General features: G+C 68.0%; 16 protein-coding genes. 4 read left to right on the top strand and 12 right to left on the bottom strand.

The annotated features are described in order from the left end of the window. Positions 1 to 10: 10 nt before the first annotated feature. The 6 genes from HNP02_RS34585 to HNP02_RS34560 all read right to left on the bottom strand — a co-directional run bounded on the left by HNP02_RS34585 (position 11) and on the right by HNP02_RS34560 (position 6235). Entirely contained in the window at positions 11 to 1639 is a 1629-nt protein-coding gene (locus HNP02_RS34585; protein ID WP_184445182.1) for a cation acetate symporter, read from the bottom strand. Then, positions 1636 to 1986, bottom strand: a complete 351-nt coding sequence (locus HNP02_RS34580) for a DUF485 domain-containing protein (protein WP_184445181.1) — start codon at positions 1984 to 1986, stop codon at positions 1636 to 1638. Before HNP02_RS34580 ends, HNP02_RS34585 begins: the two co-directional genes overlap by 4 nt. A gap of 137 nt (positions 1987 to 2123) precedes the next feature. Continuing rightward, complete coding sequence (locus HNP02_RS34575; RefSeq protein ID WP_184445180.1) at positions 2124 to 3863, bottom strand: cation acetate symporter; 1740 nt, start codon at positions 3861 to 3863, stop codon at positions 2124 to 2126. After that, positions 3863 to 4234 carry a hypothetical protein gene (locus HNP02_RS34570; RefSeq protein ID WP_184445179.1) on the bottom strand — a complete coding sequence of 124 codons (372 nt, stop codon included), beginning with the start codon at positions 4232 to 4234 and terminating at the stop codon, positions 3863 to 3865. The genes HNP02_RS34575 and HNP02_RS34570 overlap by 1 nt, the downstream gene beginning before the upstream one ends. Continuing rightward, positions 4227 to 5024, bottom strand: coding sequence for a LytTR family DNA-binding domain-containing protein (locus HNP02_RS34565; RefSeq protein WP_184445178.1), 798 nt, complete (start codon positions 5022 to 5024; stop codon positions 4227 to 4229). Before HNP02_RS34565 ends, HNP02_RS34570 begins: the two co-directional genes overlap by 8 nt. Beyond that, positions 5021 to 6235, bottom strand: a complete 1215-nt coding sequence (locus HNP02_RS34560; protein ID WP_184445177.1) for a sensor histidine kinase — start codon at positions 6233 to 6235, stop codon at positions 5021 to 5023. Before HNP02_RS34560 ends, HNP02_RS34565 begins: the two co-directional genes overlap by 4 nt. Positions 6236 to 6285: 50 nt before the next feature. On the opposite strand from HNP02_RS34560, the gene HNP02_RS34555 reads away from it, so the two are divergent. Continuing rightward, positions 6286 to 6861: an HhH-GPD-type base excision DNA repair protein gene (locus HNP02_RS34555; RefSeq protein ID WP_184445176.1), complete on the top strand. Its 576-nt coding sequence runs from the start codon at positions 6286 to 6288 to the stop codon at positions 6859 to 6861. Here the strand turns inward: HNP02_RS34555 and HNP02_RS34550 are convergent. Continuing rightward, positions 6858 to 7517, bottom strand: a complete 660-nt coding sequence (locus HNP02_RS34550) for a nitroreductase family protein (protein ID WP_184445175.1) — start codon at positions 7515 to 7517, stop codon at positions 6858 to 6860. The genes HNP02_RS34555 and HNP02_RS34550 overlap by 4 nt on opposite strands. A gap of 54 nt (positions 7518 to 7571) precedes the next feature. Between HNP02_RS34550 and HNP02_RS34545 the strand changes: the two genes are divergently transcribed. Further along, positions 7572 to 7721 carry a DUF1059 domain-containing protein gene (locus tag HNP02_RS34545; protein WP_184445174.1) on the top strand — a complete coding sequence of 50 codons (150 nt, stop codon included), beginning with the start codon at positions 7572 to 7574 and terminating at the stop codon, positions 7719 to 7721. Positions 7722 to 7737: 16 nt separating this feature from the next. Here the strand turns inward: HNP02_RS34545 and HNP02_RS34540 are convergent, their stop codons facing one another. Beyond that, positions 7738 to 8709 (bottom strand): hypothetical protein, encoded by a 972-nt coding sequence (locus HNP02_RS34540; protein WP_184445173.1) that lies wholly within the window; start codon positions 8707 to 8709, stop codon positions 7738 to 7740. Between the two features lie 63 nt (positions 8710 to 8772). Then, complete coding sequence (locus HNP02_RS34535; protein WP_184445172.1) at positions 8773 to 9450, bottom strand: hypothetical protein; 678 nt, start codon at positions 9448 to 9450, stop codon at positions 8773 to 8775. Positions 9451 to 9581: 131 nt separating this feature from the next. Here HNP02_RS34535 and HNP02_RS34530 point away from each other — a divergent pair, with 131 nt between their 5' ends. Continuing rightward, positions 9582 to 10781 carry a mannosyltransferase gene (locus HNP02_RS34530; RefSeq protein WP_375373744.1) on the top strand — a complete coding sequence of 400 codons (1200 nt, stop codon included), beginning with the start codon at positions 9582 to 9584 and terminating at the stop codon, positions 10779 to 10781. Here the strand turns inward: HNP02_RS34530 and HNP02_RS34525 are convergent. Next, positions 10759 to 11043, bottom strand: a complete 285-nt coding sequence (locus HNP02_RS34525) for a 4a-hydroxytetrahydrobiopterin dehydratase (RefSeq protein WP_184445171.1) — start codon at positions 11041 to 11043, stop codon at positions 10759 to 10761. The two genes, HNP02_RS34530 and HNP02_RS34525, sit on opposite strands and share 23 nt — an antisense overlap. Positions 11044 to 11068: 25 nt before the next feature. Between HNP02_RS34525 and HNP02_RS34520 the strand changes: the two genes are divergently transcribed. Continuing rightward, positions 11069 to 11458 carry an NUDIX domain-containing protein gene (locus HNP02_RS34520; RefSeq protein ID WP_184445170.1) on the top strand — a complete coding sequence of 130 codons (390 nt, stop codon included), beginning with the start codon at positions 11069 to 11071 and terminating at the stop codon, positions 11456 to 11458. Here the strand turns inward: HNP02_RS34520 and HNP02_RS34515 are convergent. Then, on the bottom strand, positions 11455 to 11607 hold the full coding sequence (locus HNP02_RS34515) for a hypothetical protein (RefSeq protein WP_184445169.1): 153 nt from the start codon (positions 11605 to 11607) through the stop codon (positions 11455 to 11457). The two genes, HNP02_RS34520 and HNP02_RS34515, sit on opposite strands and share 4 nt — an antisense overlap. A gap of 135 nt (positions 11608 to 11742) precedes the next feature. Continuing rightward, positions 11743 to 12360 carry an MFS transporter gene (locus HNP02_RS34510; RefSeq protein WP_309241799.1) on the bottom strand — a complete coding sequence of 206 codons (618 nt, stop codon included), beginning with the start codon at positions 12358 to 12360 and terminating at the stop codon, positions 11743 to 11745. Between the last annotated feature and the right edge of the window lie 81 nt (positions 12361 to 12441).

The following is a 12441-nucleotide window of genomic DNA, read 5'->3' as shown; positions in this document are numbered from 1 at the left end:
TTGGCCGCGATTAGTGCGCCACGGCCTTCTCTGCGCCGATGCCGGTGAGCGAACGCACCTCCATCTCGGCTGCGAGCGCTGGGTCCTCATCATCGGGTGACGACAGCGTTCCCACGATGCCGAGGATGAACGCCAGCGGGATCGACACGATGCCGGGGTTGGCCAGCGGGAACCACGCGAAGTCCAGGCTGGGCAGCATCGCGGTCTTGGCTCCCGACACCGCGGGGGAGAAGACGATGAGCACGATCGTGGAGATCAGGCCGCCATACATACTCCACAGCGCGCCGCGGGTGTTGAACCGCCGCCAATACAGCGAGAACAGGATCGTGGGCAGGTTGGCGGCCGCGGCGACCGCGAATGCCAGCGCGACCAGGAACGCGATGTTCTGGCCGTTGGCCAGGATGCCGAGCCCGATCGCGACGATGCCGAGCACCACGACCGTGATGCGTGATACCCGCACCTGCTCGTCCTCGGTCACCTGGTGGCTCTTCAACACATTGGCGTAGATGTCGTGCGCGAACGACGTTGCCGCGGTGATGGTGAGACCCGCGACCACCGCGAGGATCGTCGCGAACGCCACCGCGGAGATGATGCCGAGGAGGATTACCCCGCCGAGGTGGAACGCCAGCAGCGGTGCCGCTGAGTTCTGGCCCCCGGGCGCCGCCAGGATTTCGTCGGGCCCGACGAGCGCCGCGGCGCCGTAGCCCAGCGCCAGCGTGAACAGGTAGAAGGCACCGATGAGGGCGATCGCCCATACCACCGAACGACGAGCTTCCTTGGCGGTGGGCACGGTGTAGAAGCGCATCAGCACGTGCGGCAGACCCGCCGTGCCGAGCACCAGGGCGAGCGCCAGCGAGATGAAGTTGATCTGCGAGGTCATCGATGCCCCGTACTGGGCGCCGGGAGCCAGCACGTCGCGGGCGGCGACGGCCTTGGTGGTGGACCCCGAAACCGAGGCCTGAGCAGCGCCGAGGATCTCGGAGAAGTTCATGCCGAACTTGGCCAACACCATCACCGTCATCAGCGCGGCACCGCCAATCAGCAGCACGGCCTTGATGATCTGCACCCACGTGGTGCCCTTCATCCCGCCGATCAGCACGTAGGCGATCATCAGCAGGCCGACGACCGCGATGACCAGGGCCTGGCCGACCTCGCTCGAGATGTTGAGCAGCAGGGCCACCAAACCCCCGGCTCCGGCCATCTGTGCCAGGAGGTAGAACAGGCATACGGCCAGGGTTGTCGTCGCTGCAGCCATTCGTACCGGCCGCTGCTTGAGCCGGAAACTCAGCACATCAGCCATGGTGAATTTGCCTGCGTTGCGGAGTAATTCGGCGACGAGCAGCAAGGCGACCAGCCACGCCACCAGGAAGCCGATCGAGTAGAGAAAGCCGTCGTACCCGTACACCGCGATGGCGCCTGCGATGCCGAGAAAGCTTGCGGCAGAGAGGTAGTCACCCGATATCGCGATGCCGTTCTGCGGCCCGGTGAACGAGCGCCCCGCAGTGAAGAATTCGGCGGCGGTGGTGTTCTTCTTGCTGGCGCGGATGACGATGAAGAGCGTGATGACCACGAAGAGGACGAAGATGCCGATGTTGGCGGCGGGATTCCCGACGGTGGCGGCTGCGGCGAGGAGTTTCATGATGCGGTGCCTTCGAACTCGGTGCGGATGGCTTCGGCCCGTGGATCGAGCTCACGGTTGGCGAATCGGACGTAGACGCCGGTGATGATGAAGGTGGTCAGGAACTGTCCAAGGCCGACGAGCAGGCCGACGTTGACGTTGCCCCAGACCTTGATGGCCATGAAGTCGTGGGCGAAGGCGCCAAGCATCACATAGGCGGCGTACCAGATCAGGAACACAGCGCTCATCGGGAAGACGAAGCGGCGCAATCTACTTCGGAGTTCCTGAAACTCCGGGCTGGCCTGGATTTGTTCAAAGTCGAGGCCGCTGGCGGCGGCTTCGCGGGGTGGAAGGTCGGTTTCGGGCACGGTCACTCCTGACTCACGGTGAACTCGCTCTGCGGCGAACTTAATTGAGATGTGAGTCACATACCCCGGCTTCCCGGCGCATACACGCCGAAGACCTCGAGTGATGCGGTAAACGGTCGATCGATGGCGATGAGCGGTCAGCCGCCGCGCGGCACGCGCTCCACGCCCATCCCGAGCCGCTCTGGGACGTGCATCTGCGCAAAGATCCTCGCCACGTCGGGCGGTCTGGTCGACGCCGTGACACGGCTGACCACCACCATCGTCAGGAACGCGAGGGGGACGGTCACCGCGGCGGGGTAGCCGACGACGACGGCAGGCCAACCGCCGAGCAGGTGCTCGTCGACGACACCGGTAACCGCCAATGTCGTCGCCACTCCAGACGTCACACCGCCCACCGCCAGGCCGCACGCGGCGCCGACACTGGTCAACCCCCGCCACCAGATGCCAAGAACCAGAAGCGGACACAGTGTGGACGCGGCGACCGCGAACACCAGACCGACGCTGCGGGAGAGCTCCAGCGACGATGCGAGCAGCGAAAGGGGGAGCGGCACCATGCCGCCGACGACGGCGGCCACCCGGAAGTCGCGGACCCGCCCGCCCAGCACGTCGGTCGACAGTGCGCCGGCGATGCTGACCAGCAGACCCGACGACGTCGCGAGGAACGCGGCGATGGCGCCCGCCGCGACGAGTGCGGCCAATCCTGCGCCACCGATGCCGCCGATCGCCGCGCTGGGCAACAGGAGCACTGCGGCGTCCGCGGTGCCCGTGATCAGGAGCTGCGGCACGAACTGCCTGGCGAAGACCCCGAGCAACGTGGGGAACAGGTAGAACAGCGAGAGCAGCGCGATGACGGCAAGCGCGGTGCGCCGTGCGGCCCTGCCGTCTGGGTTGGTGTAGAAGCGGACCAGGACGTGCGGCAGTCCCATGGTGCCGAGGAACGTGGCGACGATGATCGAAAGGACTTGGTAGGACGGGTGATAACCACCCAGCCCGCCGCCGGATGCTATCCAGTCGTCGCCTGCGCTCGGCGCCCCGGCGACGACGGGCGTCGCCGACCCGGCCGCCAGCGTGAGCGTCGTGCCCTTCTGCAGCGTGTATCTGCCGGGGGCGTGGAACGGCGCGCCGTCGACGTGCTGTCCGTCGACGCTGCCGACCACCGTGATGCCATCCGGTTCGGCGACCTGCACCACGACGTCGGTCTCGACGGTGACGGTGGTCTGCTGGTGCACGGTCGGGGGCAGCGGCCCTGCCAGGTCGGTGCCGTGGTGCAGGAACACGACGAGCAGGGCGAGTGCAGGCACCGCGATCGCGGTGAGCTTCAGCCAGTACTGGAAGGCCTGCACGAACGTGATCGACCGCATGCCGCCACCGACCACGTTGACGATCACGATGGTGCCGACGGCCACCGGCCCCACCCAGACCGGAAGCCCCAGAAGCGTCTTCAGGGCCAGTCCGGCGCCCTGATACTGCGGGACGAGGTAGAGCACGCAGATCACGACCACGACCAGCATCGCGACCTTGCGCAGTCGCGCCGAGGCCAGCCGGAACTCGGCGAAGTCGGGCACCGTGTACGCGCCGGAGCGGCGCAGCGGCGCTGCCACGAACAGCAAGAGCCCGAGATAGCCCGCCGTGAAGCCGACCGGGTACCACAGCGCATCGGCACCATACTTCGCGACCAGCCCGGCAACGCCGAGAAACGAAGCCGCCGAGAGGTATTCACCAGATACGGCCGCGGCATTCCATTGCGGGCCGATGCTGCGCGATGCGACCAGGAAGTCGGACGTATTGCGGGACAACCGTATCCCGTAGAAGCCGATCGCGATCGTGGCCACCGCGGCGGCGATGAGAGCGGCGGCGGTCAACGGTGCGCCGGTCATCACGGTTCGCCGTCGACGACGCGGACGAAGTCCCGCTCACTCTGTTCGGCCAGCCGAACGTACAACCGTCCGATGCCGTACATCACGGGATAGACCACAGCGGCCAGGAGTATCCAGTTGAGCCGGATGCCGAACACCTTGATGGCGGCGATCTCGGGAAACAGGCCGATCAGCAACGGAACTGCCGCTACTGCGGCCACCGCCACCGCGGCCAGTCGCAGCGCCAGCCCGAGTTGGGCGCGCACCAGACCGCGCACGAAGGCGTCGCCGACCTGGGTCTGTTCCTGGACCTCCGCGCGCGTGCGCACCATCCTGGTGCCCCTGCGGTGAGCGAGCACCACGCGCTCTCGCAGTGGACGTCCGCTAGTCATCGGTGCCCCCAGCGGGACGGAGGTTGCGCATCGGGTCTCGGATCAACCGGTCCCGAAGCTCACGCGCCTGCCGGCGGCTGACCGGCAGCTCCACCGCAGCGGACGCGCCGTTGGCACGCAGCCGGACGAGCACGGCGCCGTCGGTGGTACGCAGCCCGACGACGAGGCGCAGCGCCACCAGATAGGAGCGGTGGATGCGTTGGAAACCTCGTTCCCGCCAACGGGATTCGAGGGTGCTGATCGGTATCCGGACCAGGTGTGCACCTGACGCGGAGTGCAGCCGCGCGTAGTCGCCTTCGGCCTCCACCCAGCCGATGCTGTCCCGTGGCACCAGGTGGGTGATGCCGCCGACTTCGGCGGGGATCACGTCGGCGTCCTGGTCGCCAGCGTCCCCTGAAGTATCCGGGCGGGTGGTGTCCGAGCGGGCGGCCAGGACCCGGCGCACGGCTTCGTCGAGCCGACTCGCACGGATGGGCTTGAGCAGGTAGTCGACCGCGCCGACGTCGAATGCCTCGACCGCCTTGTCGTCGTGTGCCGTCACGAACACCACGGCAGGCCGGTACGAGAAGTTCGTCAGCACGCCCGCGAGTTCGAGACCGCTCAGCCCTGGCATGTTGATGTCGAGGAACACGGCGTCGATGGGGCGCCGGTTCAGCTCCCGCAGTGCCGATGTCGCGTCACTTGCCCGAGTCACTTCTGCGATGTCGTCATGCTCGCTCAGAAGGAACGCCAGCTCGTCGAGGGCGGGCGCCTCGTCGTCGACGGCGAGCACCACGAGTGTTCCGCTCAACCGAATGCACCTCCACCGGCCCGGACGCCCGACCGGAACTTCGGGACCCGCATGATCACCTTGGTGCCCGCGTCCATCGCCGTCTCGACCACAAGACCGTAGTCGTTGCCGAACGCCGCGCGCAGACGATGATCCACATTGGTGAGGCCGACGTGGGCGGAGTGTCCTGCCGTGTCCGGGCTTGCGTCGGCAAGCGCGTCGGCGGGGCCGGCTCGTAGGTCGTCGGGGTCCATGCCGACGCCGTCGTCCTCGACGGTGATGACGCAATCGGTGCCGTCGTCGCGCGCGACGATCTCGACGCTGCCTCCGCCCCGTCCGGCGAAACCGTGCCGGACGGCGTTCTCCACCAACGGTTGCAGTGCGAGGAAGGGCACGACGACGTTGAGCATCTCCGGCGCGACCTGCAACCGCACCTTCAACGCGTTGCCGAAGCGCGCGCGCTCGAGCGTCAGGTAGCGGTCGATGTTGCGGAGTTCCTCGGACAGCGTCGTGTACTGGCCTGCCGCGCGGAACGAGTAGCGGGTGAAGTCGGCGAATTCGAGGATCAATTCGCGGGCCCTGTCGGGATCGGTGCGCACGAACGACGCAATCGTGTTGAGCGCGTTGTAGATGAAGTGCGGGCTGATCTGGGCGCGTAATGCCAGCACCTCGGCACGGTCCAGCCGGGCCCGGGACGCGTCGAGATCGGCCAGTTCGAGTTGGCTTGCGGCGTAGCGGGCGACCTCGCCGATGGCGCCCAACATGCCAGGACCAGGCTCGCGGGACGTCACCGCGACGAGCACGCCAAGCGCGTCTCCGTCGTCGGTGAGAAGGGGCTGGGCGACCATCGCGCCCGCCAGGTGCGTCGACATGATCCTCCGTTGGCCGGTGAGCGCCTCCTTGGCGGCGTGCTCGGCTGCGGCAAGCGCGTCCGGCGTCCACGTCGACCGGTCGGAGGGATCCTGCGCCGAGCGCTGGCCGGATTCGTCGAACAGGACGACGGCGTCGGCGCCGGTGAGTTGGCGAAGAAAGGGTGCGGCACGCTGCGCGGAGTCGACGTCGATTCCGTGGCGCAGCGCGCGGGCGGCGAGCGACGCGGTGTGCAGCGCGGCGTGCACGGCTCGCTCGGTGGGGGTGGTGACGACCCGACGGGTACGCACTGCGACGACCGCGGCGACCACAGTGGCCAGGATGAGCGCCGCCGCCAACGCAATCGCGATCTCGCCCGGCATATCACCTCACACCTTCTCTGGGCGGTTGTCCGTCACCTTAAACTGATCCGATGGCGAAACTGCAGCTAGTGCAAGATCCGGCGGCCGATGAGCTGCTCGAGTCGAATCCCTTCGCACTGCTCGTCGGCATGATGCTCGACCAGCAGATTCCGATGGAAGTGGCATTCGCCGGGCCGAAGAAGATCGCCGACAGGCTTGGTGGCGTCGATGCCACTCAGATCGCCGAATACGACCCCGAGAAGTTCATCGCGATGTGTTCGGAACGCCCTGCCGTGCACCGGTTTCCGGGCTCGATGGGCAAGCGGCTGCAGACCATGGCGCAGGCCATCGTCGACGACTACGACGGCAATGCCGCCGCGTTGTGGACGGCAGGCGACCCGGACGGCCCCGAGGTGCTGCGACGGCTCAAGGCGTTGCCGGGGTTCGGCGAGCAGAAGGCCAAGATCTTCGTGGCCCTGCTCGGCAAGCAGTACGGCGTGACGCCGACGGGATGGCGTGAGGCTGCAGGTGACTACGGCAAGGCGGGCACGCACATGTCGGTTGCCGACGTCGTCGACGCGGGCTCGCTGGAGAAGGTGCGGTCGTACAAGAAGGCAGCCAAGGCGGCAGCGAAGGCGAAGGCTTAGAAAGCCTCGCCGTCGAACCGCTCGCGGGTGGCGAACTCGGCGACTGGCCGCCGCTTGAGCTTGCTGAGCTGATGCACGGGCTTGCCGAGCGGGAGGATGACGGCGATCGCGAACTCGTCGGGGATCCGCAGAAGCTCCTTCACCCGCGGCTCCTCGGCCACCGCCATCGTGTTGGTGACGCCGCCGAAGCCCTCGTTGCGCGCCGCCAGCATGACATTCCAGACGAACGGATAGACCGACGCGCCTGGGATCACACCGATCCGGTCGAGGTCCTGGTCCGTCGCGGCGACCACGCCGAGATCCAGGCAGATCACCAGCACGACCGGTGCCTCTCGCAACGGGGCCGTCATCTGCGCCGGCGGTTCGGTTGCCGCGACCGTTTGGGCGTCGACCCCACACGGGTGCAACGGGTTCCACGGCGACTCGCCGTTGACTATCTGTGCTGCATACCGGCGCGCGCCGGGGATCGACAGTTCGGCGAGCGCCTCGCGAGTCGAGCTGTCGCGGACCACGATCACCCGCACGCCCTGCCGGTTGCCGCCGCTTGGCGCAAACCGGGCGTTGTCGAGGATTCGTTCGAGCACGTCGTCGGCGAGCGGGTCGTCGGTGAACTGCCGGACCGTACCCGTGGTGCGCATGACGTCGTATAGCTCCATGTCTCCCATCATGCTCGTGGGAGCGCGGGCCCCATCTCGTGGGATCGTTGGTACATGGCGAAGACACATCTGAACTGCCCCTGCGGAGAGGCCATCACCGGCTCAGACGAGGACGATCTGGTCGAGAAGACTCAGACCCACCTGTCCGAGGCGCACCCCGGCCGTGAGTACGACCGCGAAATGATCCTCTTCATGGCCTACTGACGGGCGCAGCTCGCCGTCACGGCACCACCGTCGAGCCGATGGTGGGCATGAACTGGCACTGCTTCTCGGTGGTCGAGACCTGACCGAAGATCGTTGACATGATGCTGCCCGAGCCGGTGTCGACGATGGCGGTCAGCGTCGTCGGGCCGTCGGGGTTGATGTTTGCCTGCGGCTTGAGCGTGGCGCCGCCCGACTTGCCCGTCGTCAGGTTGACCCAGGTGACGTTGAGCGGCAGCTTTTGCTCGGCGGCGGGGCCAGGCGTGCCGATCGCGGTGAACACGTAGGCGGTCTGGCCAGGTCCGGGTCCGGGGTCCGGGATCTTCGCAGGGCCGGCCACTGAGATCGCCGTCGCCAGAACGTTGCCGCCGTCTTTGGTGCATCCGTTGCTGATCGACGGGTACATGAAGTCCTGCGTGACGGTGGCGTCAGGGGCGGCGTTCGGTGCGGGTGCCGGACCGGGGGCGGCGGCGCCGTCGGGTGCCGGGGCGGGTGCGGCGTCGGGAGCAGGCGCGGGGACGGCATCCGGGGCAGGAGCGGCCTCAGGAGCCGGGGCAGCGTCCGGAGCGGGAGCTGCGGCCTGGGGCGCGGCCTCGGGCGCTGGCCCGACGGCATGCGCCGGGTCGACGCCCTGAGGCAGATGCGCTTCGACGCCCGGCACCACGCCCGCGGCGGGAACGTGTGCCACCTGGGGATCGGCGACGAACTGATTGACCGCCGCAGCTACGTTCTTCGAGTCGGACGGTGCCGCGCTGTTGCCCGCGAACGCCGCCGCGGCGGCCATCAACATCGACGCGGCGTTCGTCGGATCGGCCGCCGCCTGCTGGATGGCAGGCCCGAGGCTCTGCATGGCAGGCAACCCCGGCGCCTGCAAACCACTGATCGGCGTCGGCAACGGCGGCGCAGGCTCCGCGTTGGCGACCGGTTGGCCGCTCAGCGTCAGCGTGGCCGACGCACCGAGTGCGACAAGCAACGTCCTGATCGATGACATGACTCTCCCCGTGATATCAGTGGTTCCCGGTGTTGTTTCCGTGGTCGTCTCGGACCGTCCGGCTCAGGGCAGCGCGGAGGTCGGGAACATCATCGGTGCAAGCCCCAGACCGGTCGGTGCTTCAAGAAGAGGTGCGGCAAGTGCAGGTGCTGCCGCAGCCGGGAGGCTCGGGGCAGCCGCGAGGGGTGCCGCCGTTGACTTCGGCAGCAGGTTGGCCAGCGGCATGCCTGCGGGCATCAGCGAGGCCAGGTCGCCGGGGAAGCTGAGCTGCTGCGGCAGCGGCAGCGGGTTCATCGGCACCTGCGGAAGCTGCACCTCGGCGGTCGGCACCAGGCCCTGGGCCGCAGGAGCAACGGCGCTGGCGGCCGGTGCCACGGCGGCGGGAACGGCAGGCGCGCCGAGCGTGTTCAGCGGGGCTGCAGCCGTGGCCGGCGCCGCGAGCGGCGCTTGAGGCAGGGTGACCGACGCGGTCGCCGCGGGCGCAGCAGCGGCCGGGGCGGCGGCGGCTGCGGGAGTAGCCGTCCCCGAGAACATCGACGCCAGGCCCTGCAACATCTGCGGAGCGTTCTGCAGCATCTGCGGAGCGCTGCTGAGCAACGACATGCCGGGCACGCCGGGGATCGCGGGCGCTGGAGCCGGCACCGGGTCGGCCATCGCCGGGGCACTCAGGGTCAGGGCGACCGGAATCGCGCCTGCGGCTGCGATCACGCTGGTGGCGAACAGTTTTCTGGCGAAGTGCATGGTTCTCCCGATCCGTTGAAGGCACGTCCGCAACCGAAGCTACGGAGTTACTGGAGTTACTCAAGTGACACGTGTGGGATTTACCCGACCGTTATGCACATGACGGCATACGGTGACCGATCGCTACAGTCGTGGGCATAGACGTCCAACCCGTCCCACCCGCAACGAAGCGGGTTGCGACTCGCCTCGCAACGATCGCGCCCTGGCTGCTGGCGGCCAGCATCGCGGCACGATTCGCATGGACGTATCTCGCCCCAAACGGCGCGAACTTCGTCGATCTGCACGTCTATGTCGGCGGCGCGGCCACCATCGGCACTGGTCATTCGATCTACGACTACGTCTACGCCGACCAGACGCCCGACTTCCCGCTGCCGTTCACCTACCCGCCGTTCGCGGCCATCGTGTTCGAACCGCTGCACATGGTGCCGTTCGGACTGCTCGCCTTCGCGTGGCAGGTCGGGATCATCGTGGCGCTGTACTGCGTGGTGTGGCTGAGCCTGCGGCTACTGGGCCGCGCCGATCATCGGCTTGCCATGCTGTGGACCGCGGTCGGCATCTGGACCGAACCGCTGCGCAGCACCTTCGACTACGGCCAGATCAACGTCATCCTGGTGCTGGCCGTGCTCGGGGCGGTCTACAGCAGCCGGTGGTGGCTGTCCGGTCTGCTGGTCGGGCTCGCGGCGGGGGTGAAGCTGACGCCCGCGGTGTCCGGGCTGTACTTCCTCGGCGCCCGCCGGTGGGGTGCGGTGGTGTTCTCGGCGATGGTGTTCTTCGCGACCATCGGTGTTTCGGTGTTGGTGCTCGGTGCGCAGGCGCGGTTCTACTTCACCGACCTGCTCGGCGACGCCAGCCGGATCGGGCCCATCGGCACGTCGTTCAACCAATCGTGGCGTGGCGGGATCTCCCGCATCCTCGGCCACGACGCCGGGTACGGGCCGGTGGTGTTGGCCGCTTTGGCGGTCACGACCGTGTTGGCCGTTCTGGCGTGGCGGGCCGTCGGCGCCGACGATCGACTCGGGGCCATCGTCATCGTGCAGATGTTCGGGCTGCTGCTCTCGCCGATCTCGTGGACACATCACTGGGTGTGGCTGATCCCGTTGATGATCTGGCTGCTGCACGGCGCTCTGCGCGATCGCCGCGGTGCGCGCATTCTCGGCTGGGGGTGGTTGGCCCTGACGCTGATCGGCGTGCCGTGGCTGCTGAGCTTCGCGCAGCCGACGATCTGGCAGATCGAGCGGCCCTGGTATCTGGCCTGGGCGGGCCTGGTCTACATCGTGGGGACGCTGGCGACGCTCGGCTGGATCGCCGCTAGCCCGCGACGATCGAGTTGATGTCGCGCGCCATCGCCACGTCCTTGTCGGTGATGCCGCCCTCCGAGTGCGTGACGAGTGCGAAAGTCACGGTCCGCCAACGAATGTCGATGTCGGGGTGGTGATCCTTAGCCTCGGCGTGCTCGGCAACGCGCCGCACCGCATCGATGCCGGTGAGGAACGCCGGAAACTTGACGGATCGGCGCAACGCGCCGTCGGAGCGCTCCCAGCCGTCGAGATCGGGCAGTGCGGCATCGACTTGTTCGTCCGTTAACACAGCCATCACTCGACCGTATACCGTCGCTGCCGTGCCGAACCAGATCGTCGTCGCAGGAGCGTTGATCTCCGGCGACGCGCTGCTAGTGGCGCAGCGTGAGCGGCCGACCGAGCTGGCCGGGTTGTGGGAGTTGCCTGGCGGGAAGGTGGCGGCGGCGGAGAGCGACGCCGCCGCACTGGTGCGCGAACTCGAGGAGGAACTCGGGGTCGAGGTCACCGTCGGGGAGCGGCTTGGTCGCGACGTGGTGCTCAACGACCAGATGACATTGCGCGCCTACCTCGTCACGCAGACCGGTGGCAGCGTGCAGCCTCGCGACCACCGCGCTTTGCGCTGGGTGACCGCCGACGAACTCGATGGCCTGGCGTGGGTGCCCGCCGACCGCGGCTGGGTGCCGGACCTGACCGCGGCGCTGCGTTGTTAGGCGACGCCGAACGTGCGGTTGGTGTACGCACTGCTCGAGTAGGCCCGTAAACAACCGAACATTCGGCGCTCGGTCTGCGCCGTCCGCCCCTCGTCGACGTGATTGCTCGACACCTCCACGGGTGGACCGCCGCTGACGCGGACGGCCATGCGGGACAGTACTTCCGGGTTGAGGGACCCGCTGTGTCCGGCCCGGTGTACTGGGCGCGCCGTGGGTGAGCACATTGTCGCTAGCGACGAGATCCTTGGCGATCTGGCTGCCCAGCGACAACATCACTCCGCCGGTCACATAGGCGATGGACACTGCCAGGGCAGCGGCAGCGAACAGACCGCGCAGCCCGCGGCGGACGTGGGGCCACCGCGGTCGCCACGGCTCGGGAGGTGGGCCACGACATCACGCGGCAGGAACCAGCATGCGGCGGTGACGACCGCGGTCGCCGCGGTCAGCACCCAGAACGACAGATGGGTGGGTGCCGGCCCGTACTGCACGAGCGCCCCGCCGAGCAGCGCCACGGTCAGACCTACTGCGCTGGCCGCGGTGGCGACCGCGCTGGCCCGCTCGCCTTTGTGCGATGGGCGGTATTCGAACATTGCCGCGGTGGCCGCGCTGAGTGCGAATGCGACACCGATCCGCATTATCGCCCGCCCGAGGAATAGCCACACGATCGACGGTCCGATGGCGAACAGCACCGATCCCAGCAGGCAGCTCGACATGCCGATCCGGATGGCGGGGCGGCGCCCGGTGTAGTCCGAGAACTTGCCGAAAACGATGAGCATCACCGCCAGCGCGGCGGGATAGACCGCGAAAGGTGCGGTGGTGACCGTCGGTGTGAGTTCCCACTGGGCGGCGTAGAGCGGGTTGGCCAAGGCAGGAGCGGCCGACGTCCACAGCGTGATGACGATGGTCGCCGCTGCGACCCAGAATCCGCGGGTCGGGATGAGTGCGGGGTGGTGCCGGTCGCGGGAGGCGCCGCCGTCCGTCGC

Source organism: Mycobacterium sp. AZCC_0083 (assembly GCF_014202335.1).
Classification (GTDB): Bacteria; Actinomycetota; Actinomycetes; order Mycobacteriales; family Mycobacteriaceae; genus Mycobacterium.
Note: the sequence above shows the minus strand (reverse complement) of the source record. Positions and strands in the feature narration are given on the sequence as shown.

What these genes read in the sequence shown, in the direction of transcription:
- HNP02_RS34585 (WP_184445182.1), bottom strand. Translation starts at nt 1,639, where the DNA reads ATGAAACTCCTCGCCGCAGCCGCCACCGTCGGGAATCCCGCCGCCAAC.
- HNP02_RS34560 (WP_184445177.1), bottom strand. Translation starts at nt 6,235, where the DNA reads ATGCCGGGCGAGATCGCGATTGCGTTGGCGGCGGCGCTCATCCTGGCC.
- HNP02_RS34540 (WP_184445173.1), bottom strand. Translation starts at nt 8,709, where the DNA reads ATGTCATCGATCAGGACGTTGCTTGTCGCACTCGGTGCGTCGGCCACG.
- HNP02_RS34575 (WP_184445180.1), bottom strand. Translation starts at nt 3,863, where the DNA reads ATGACCGGCGCACCGTTGACCGCCGCCGCTCTCATCGCCGCCGCGGTG.
- HNP02_RS34545 (WP_184445174.1), top strand. Translation starts at nt 7,572, where the DNA reads ATGGCGAAGACACATCTGAACTGCCCCTGCGGAGAGGCCATCACCGGC.
- HNP02_RS34515 (WP_184445169.1), bottom strand. Translation starts at nt 11,607, where the DNA reads ATGGCCGTCCGCGTCAGCGGCGGTCCACCCGTGGAGGTGTCGAGCAAT.
- HNP02_RS34550 (WP_184445175.1), bottom strand. Translation starts at nt 7,517, where the DNA reads ATGGAGCTATACGACGTCATGCGCACCACGGGTACGGTCCGGCAGTTC.
- HNP02_RS34555 (WP_184445176.1), top strand. Translation starts at nt 6,286, where the DNA reads ATGGCGAAACTGCAGCTAGTGCAAGATCCGGCGGCCGATGAGCTGCTC.
- HNP02_RS34570 (WP_184445179.1), bottom strand. Translation starts at nt 4,234, where the DNA reads ATGACTAGCGGACGTCCACTGCGAGAGCGCGTGGTGCTCGCTCACCGC.
- HNP02_RS34535 (WP_184445172.1), bottom strand. Translation starts at nt 9,450, where the DNA reads ATGCACTTCGCCAGAAAACTGTTCGCCACCAGCGTGATCGCAGCCGCA.
- HNP02_RS34525 (WP_184445171.1), bottom strand. Translation starts at nt 11,043, where the DNA reads ATGGCTGTGTTAACGGACGAACAAGTCGATGCCGCACTGCCCGATCTC.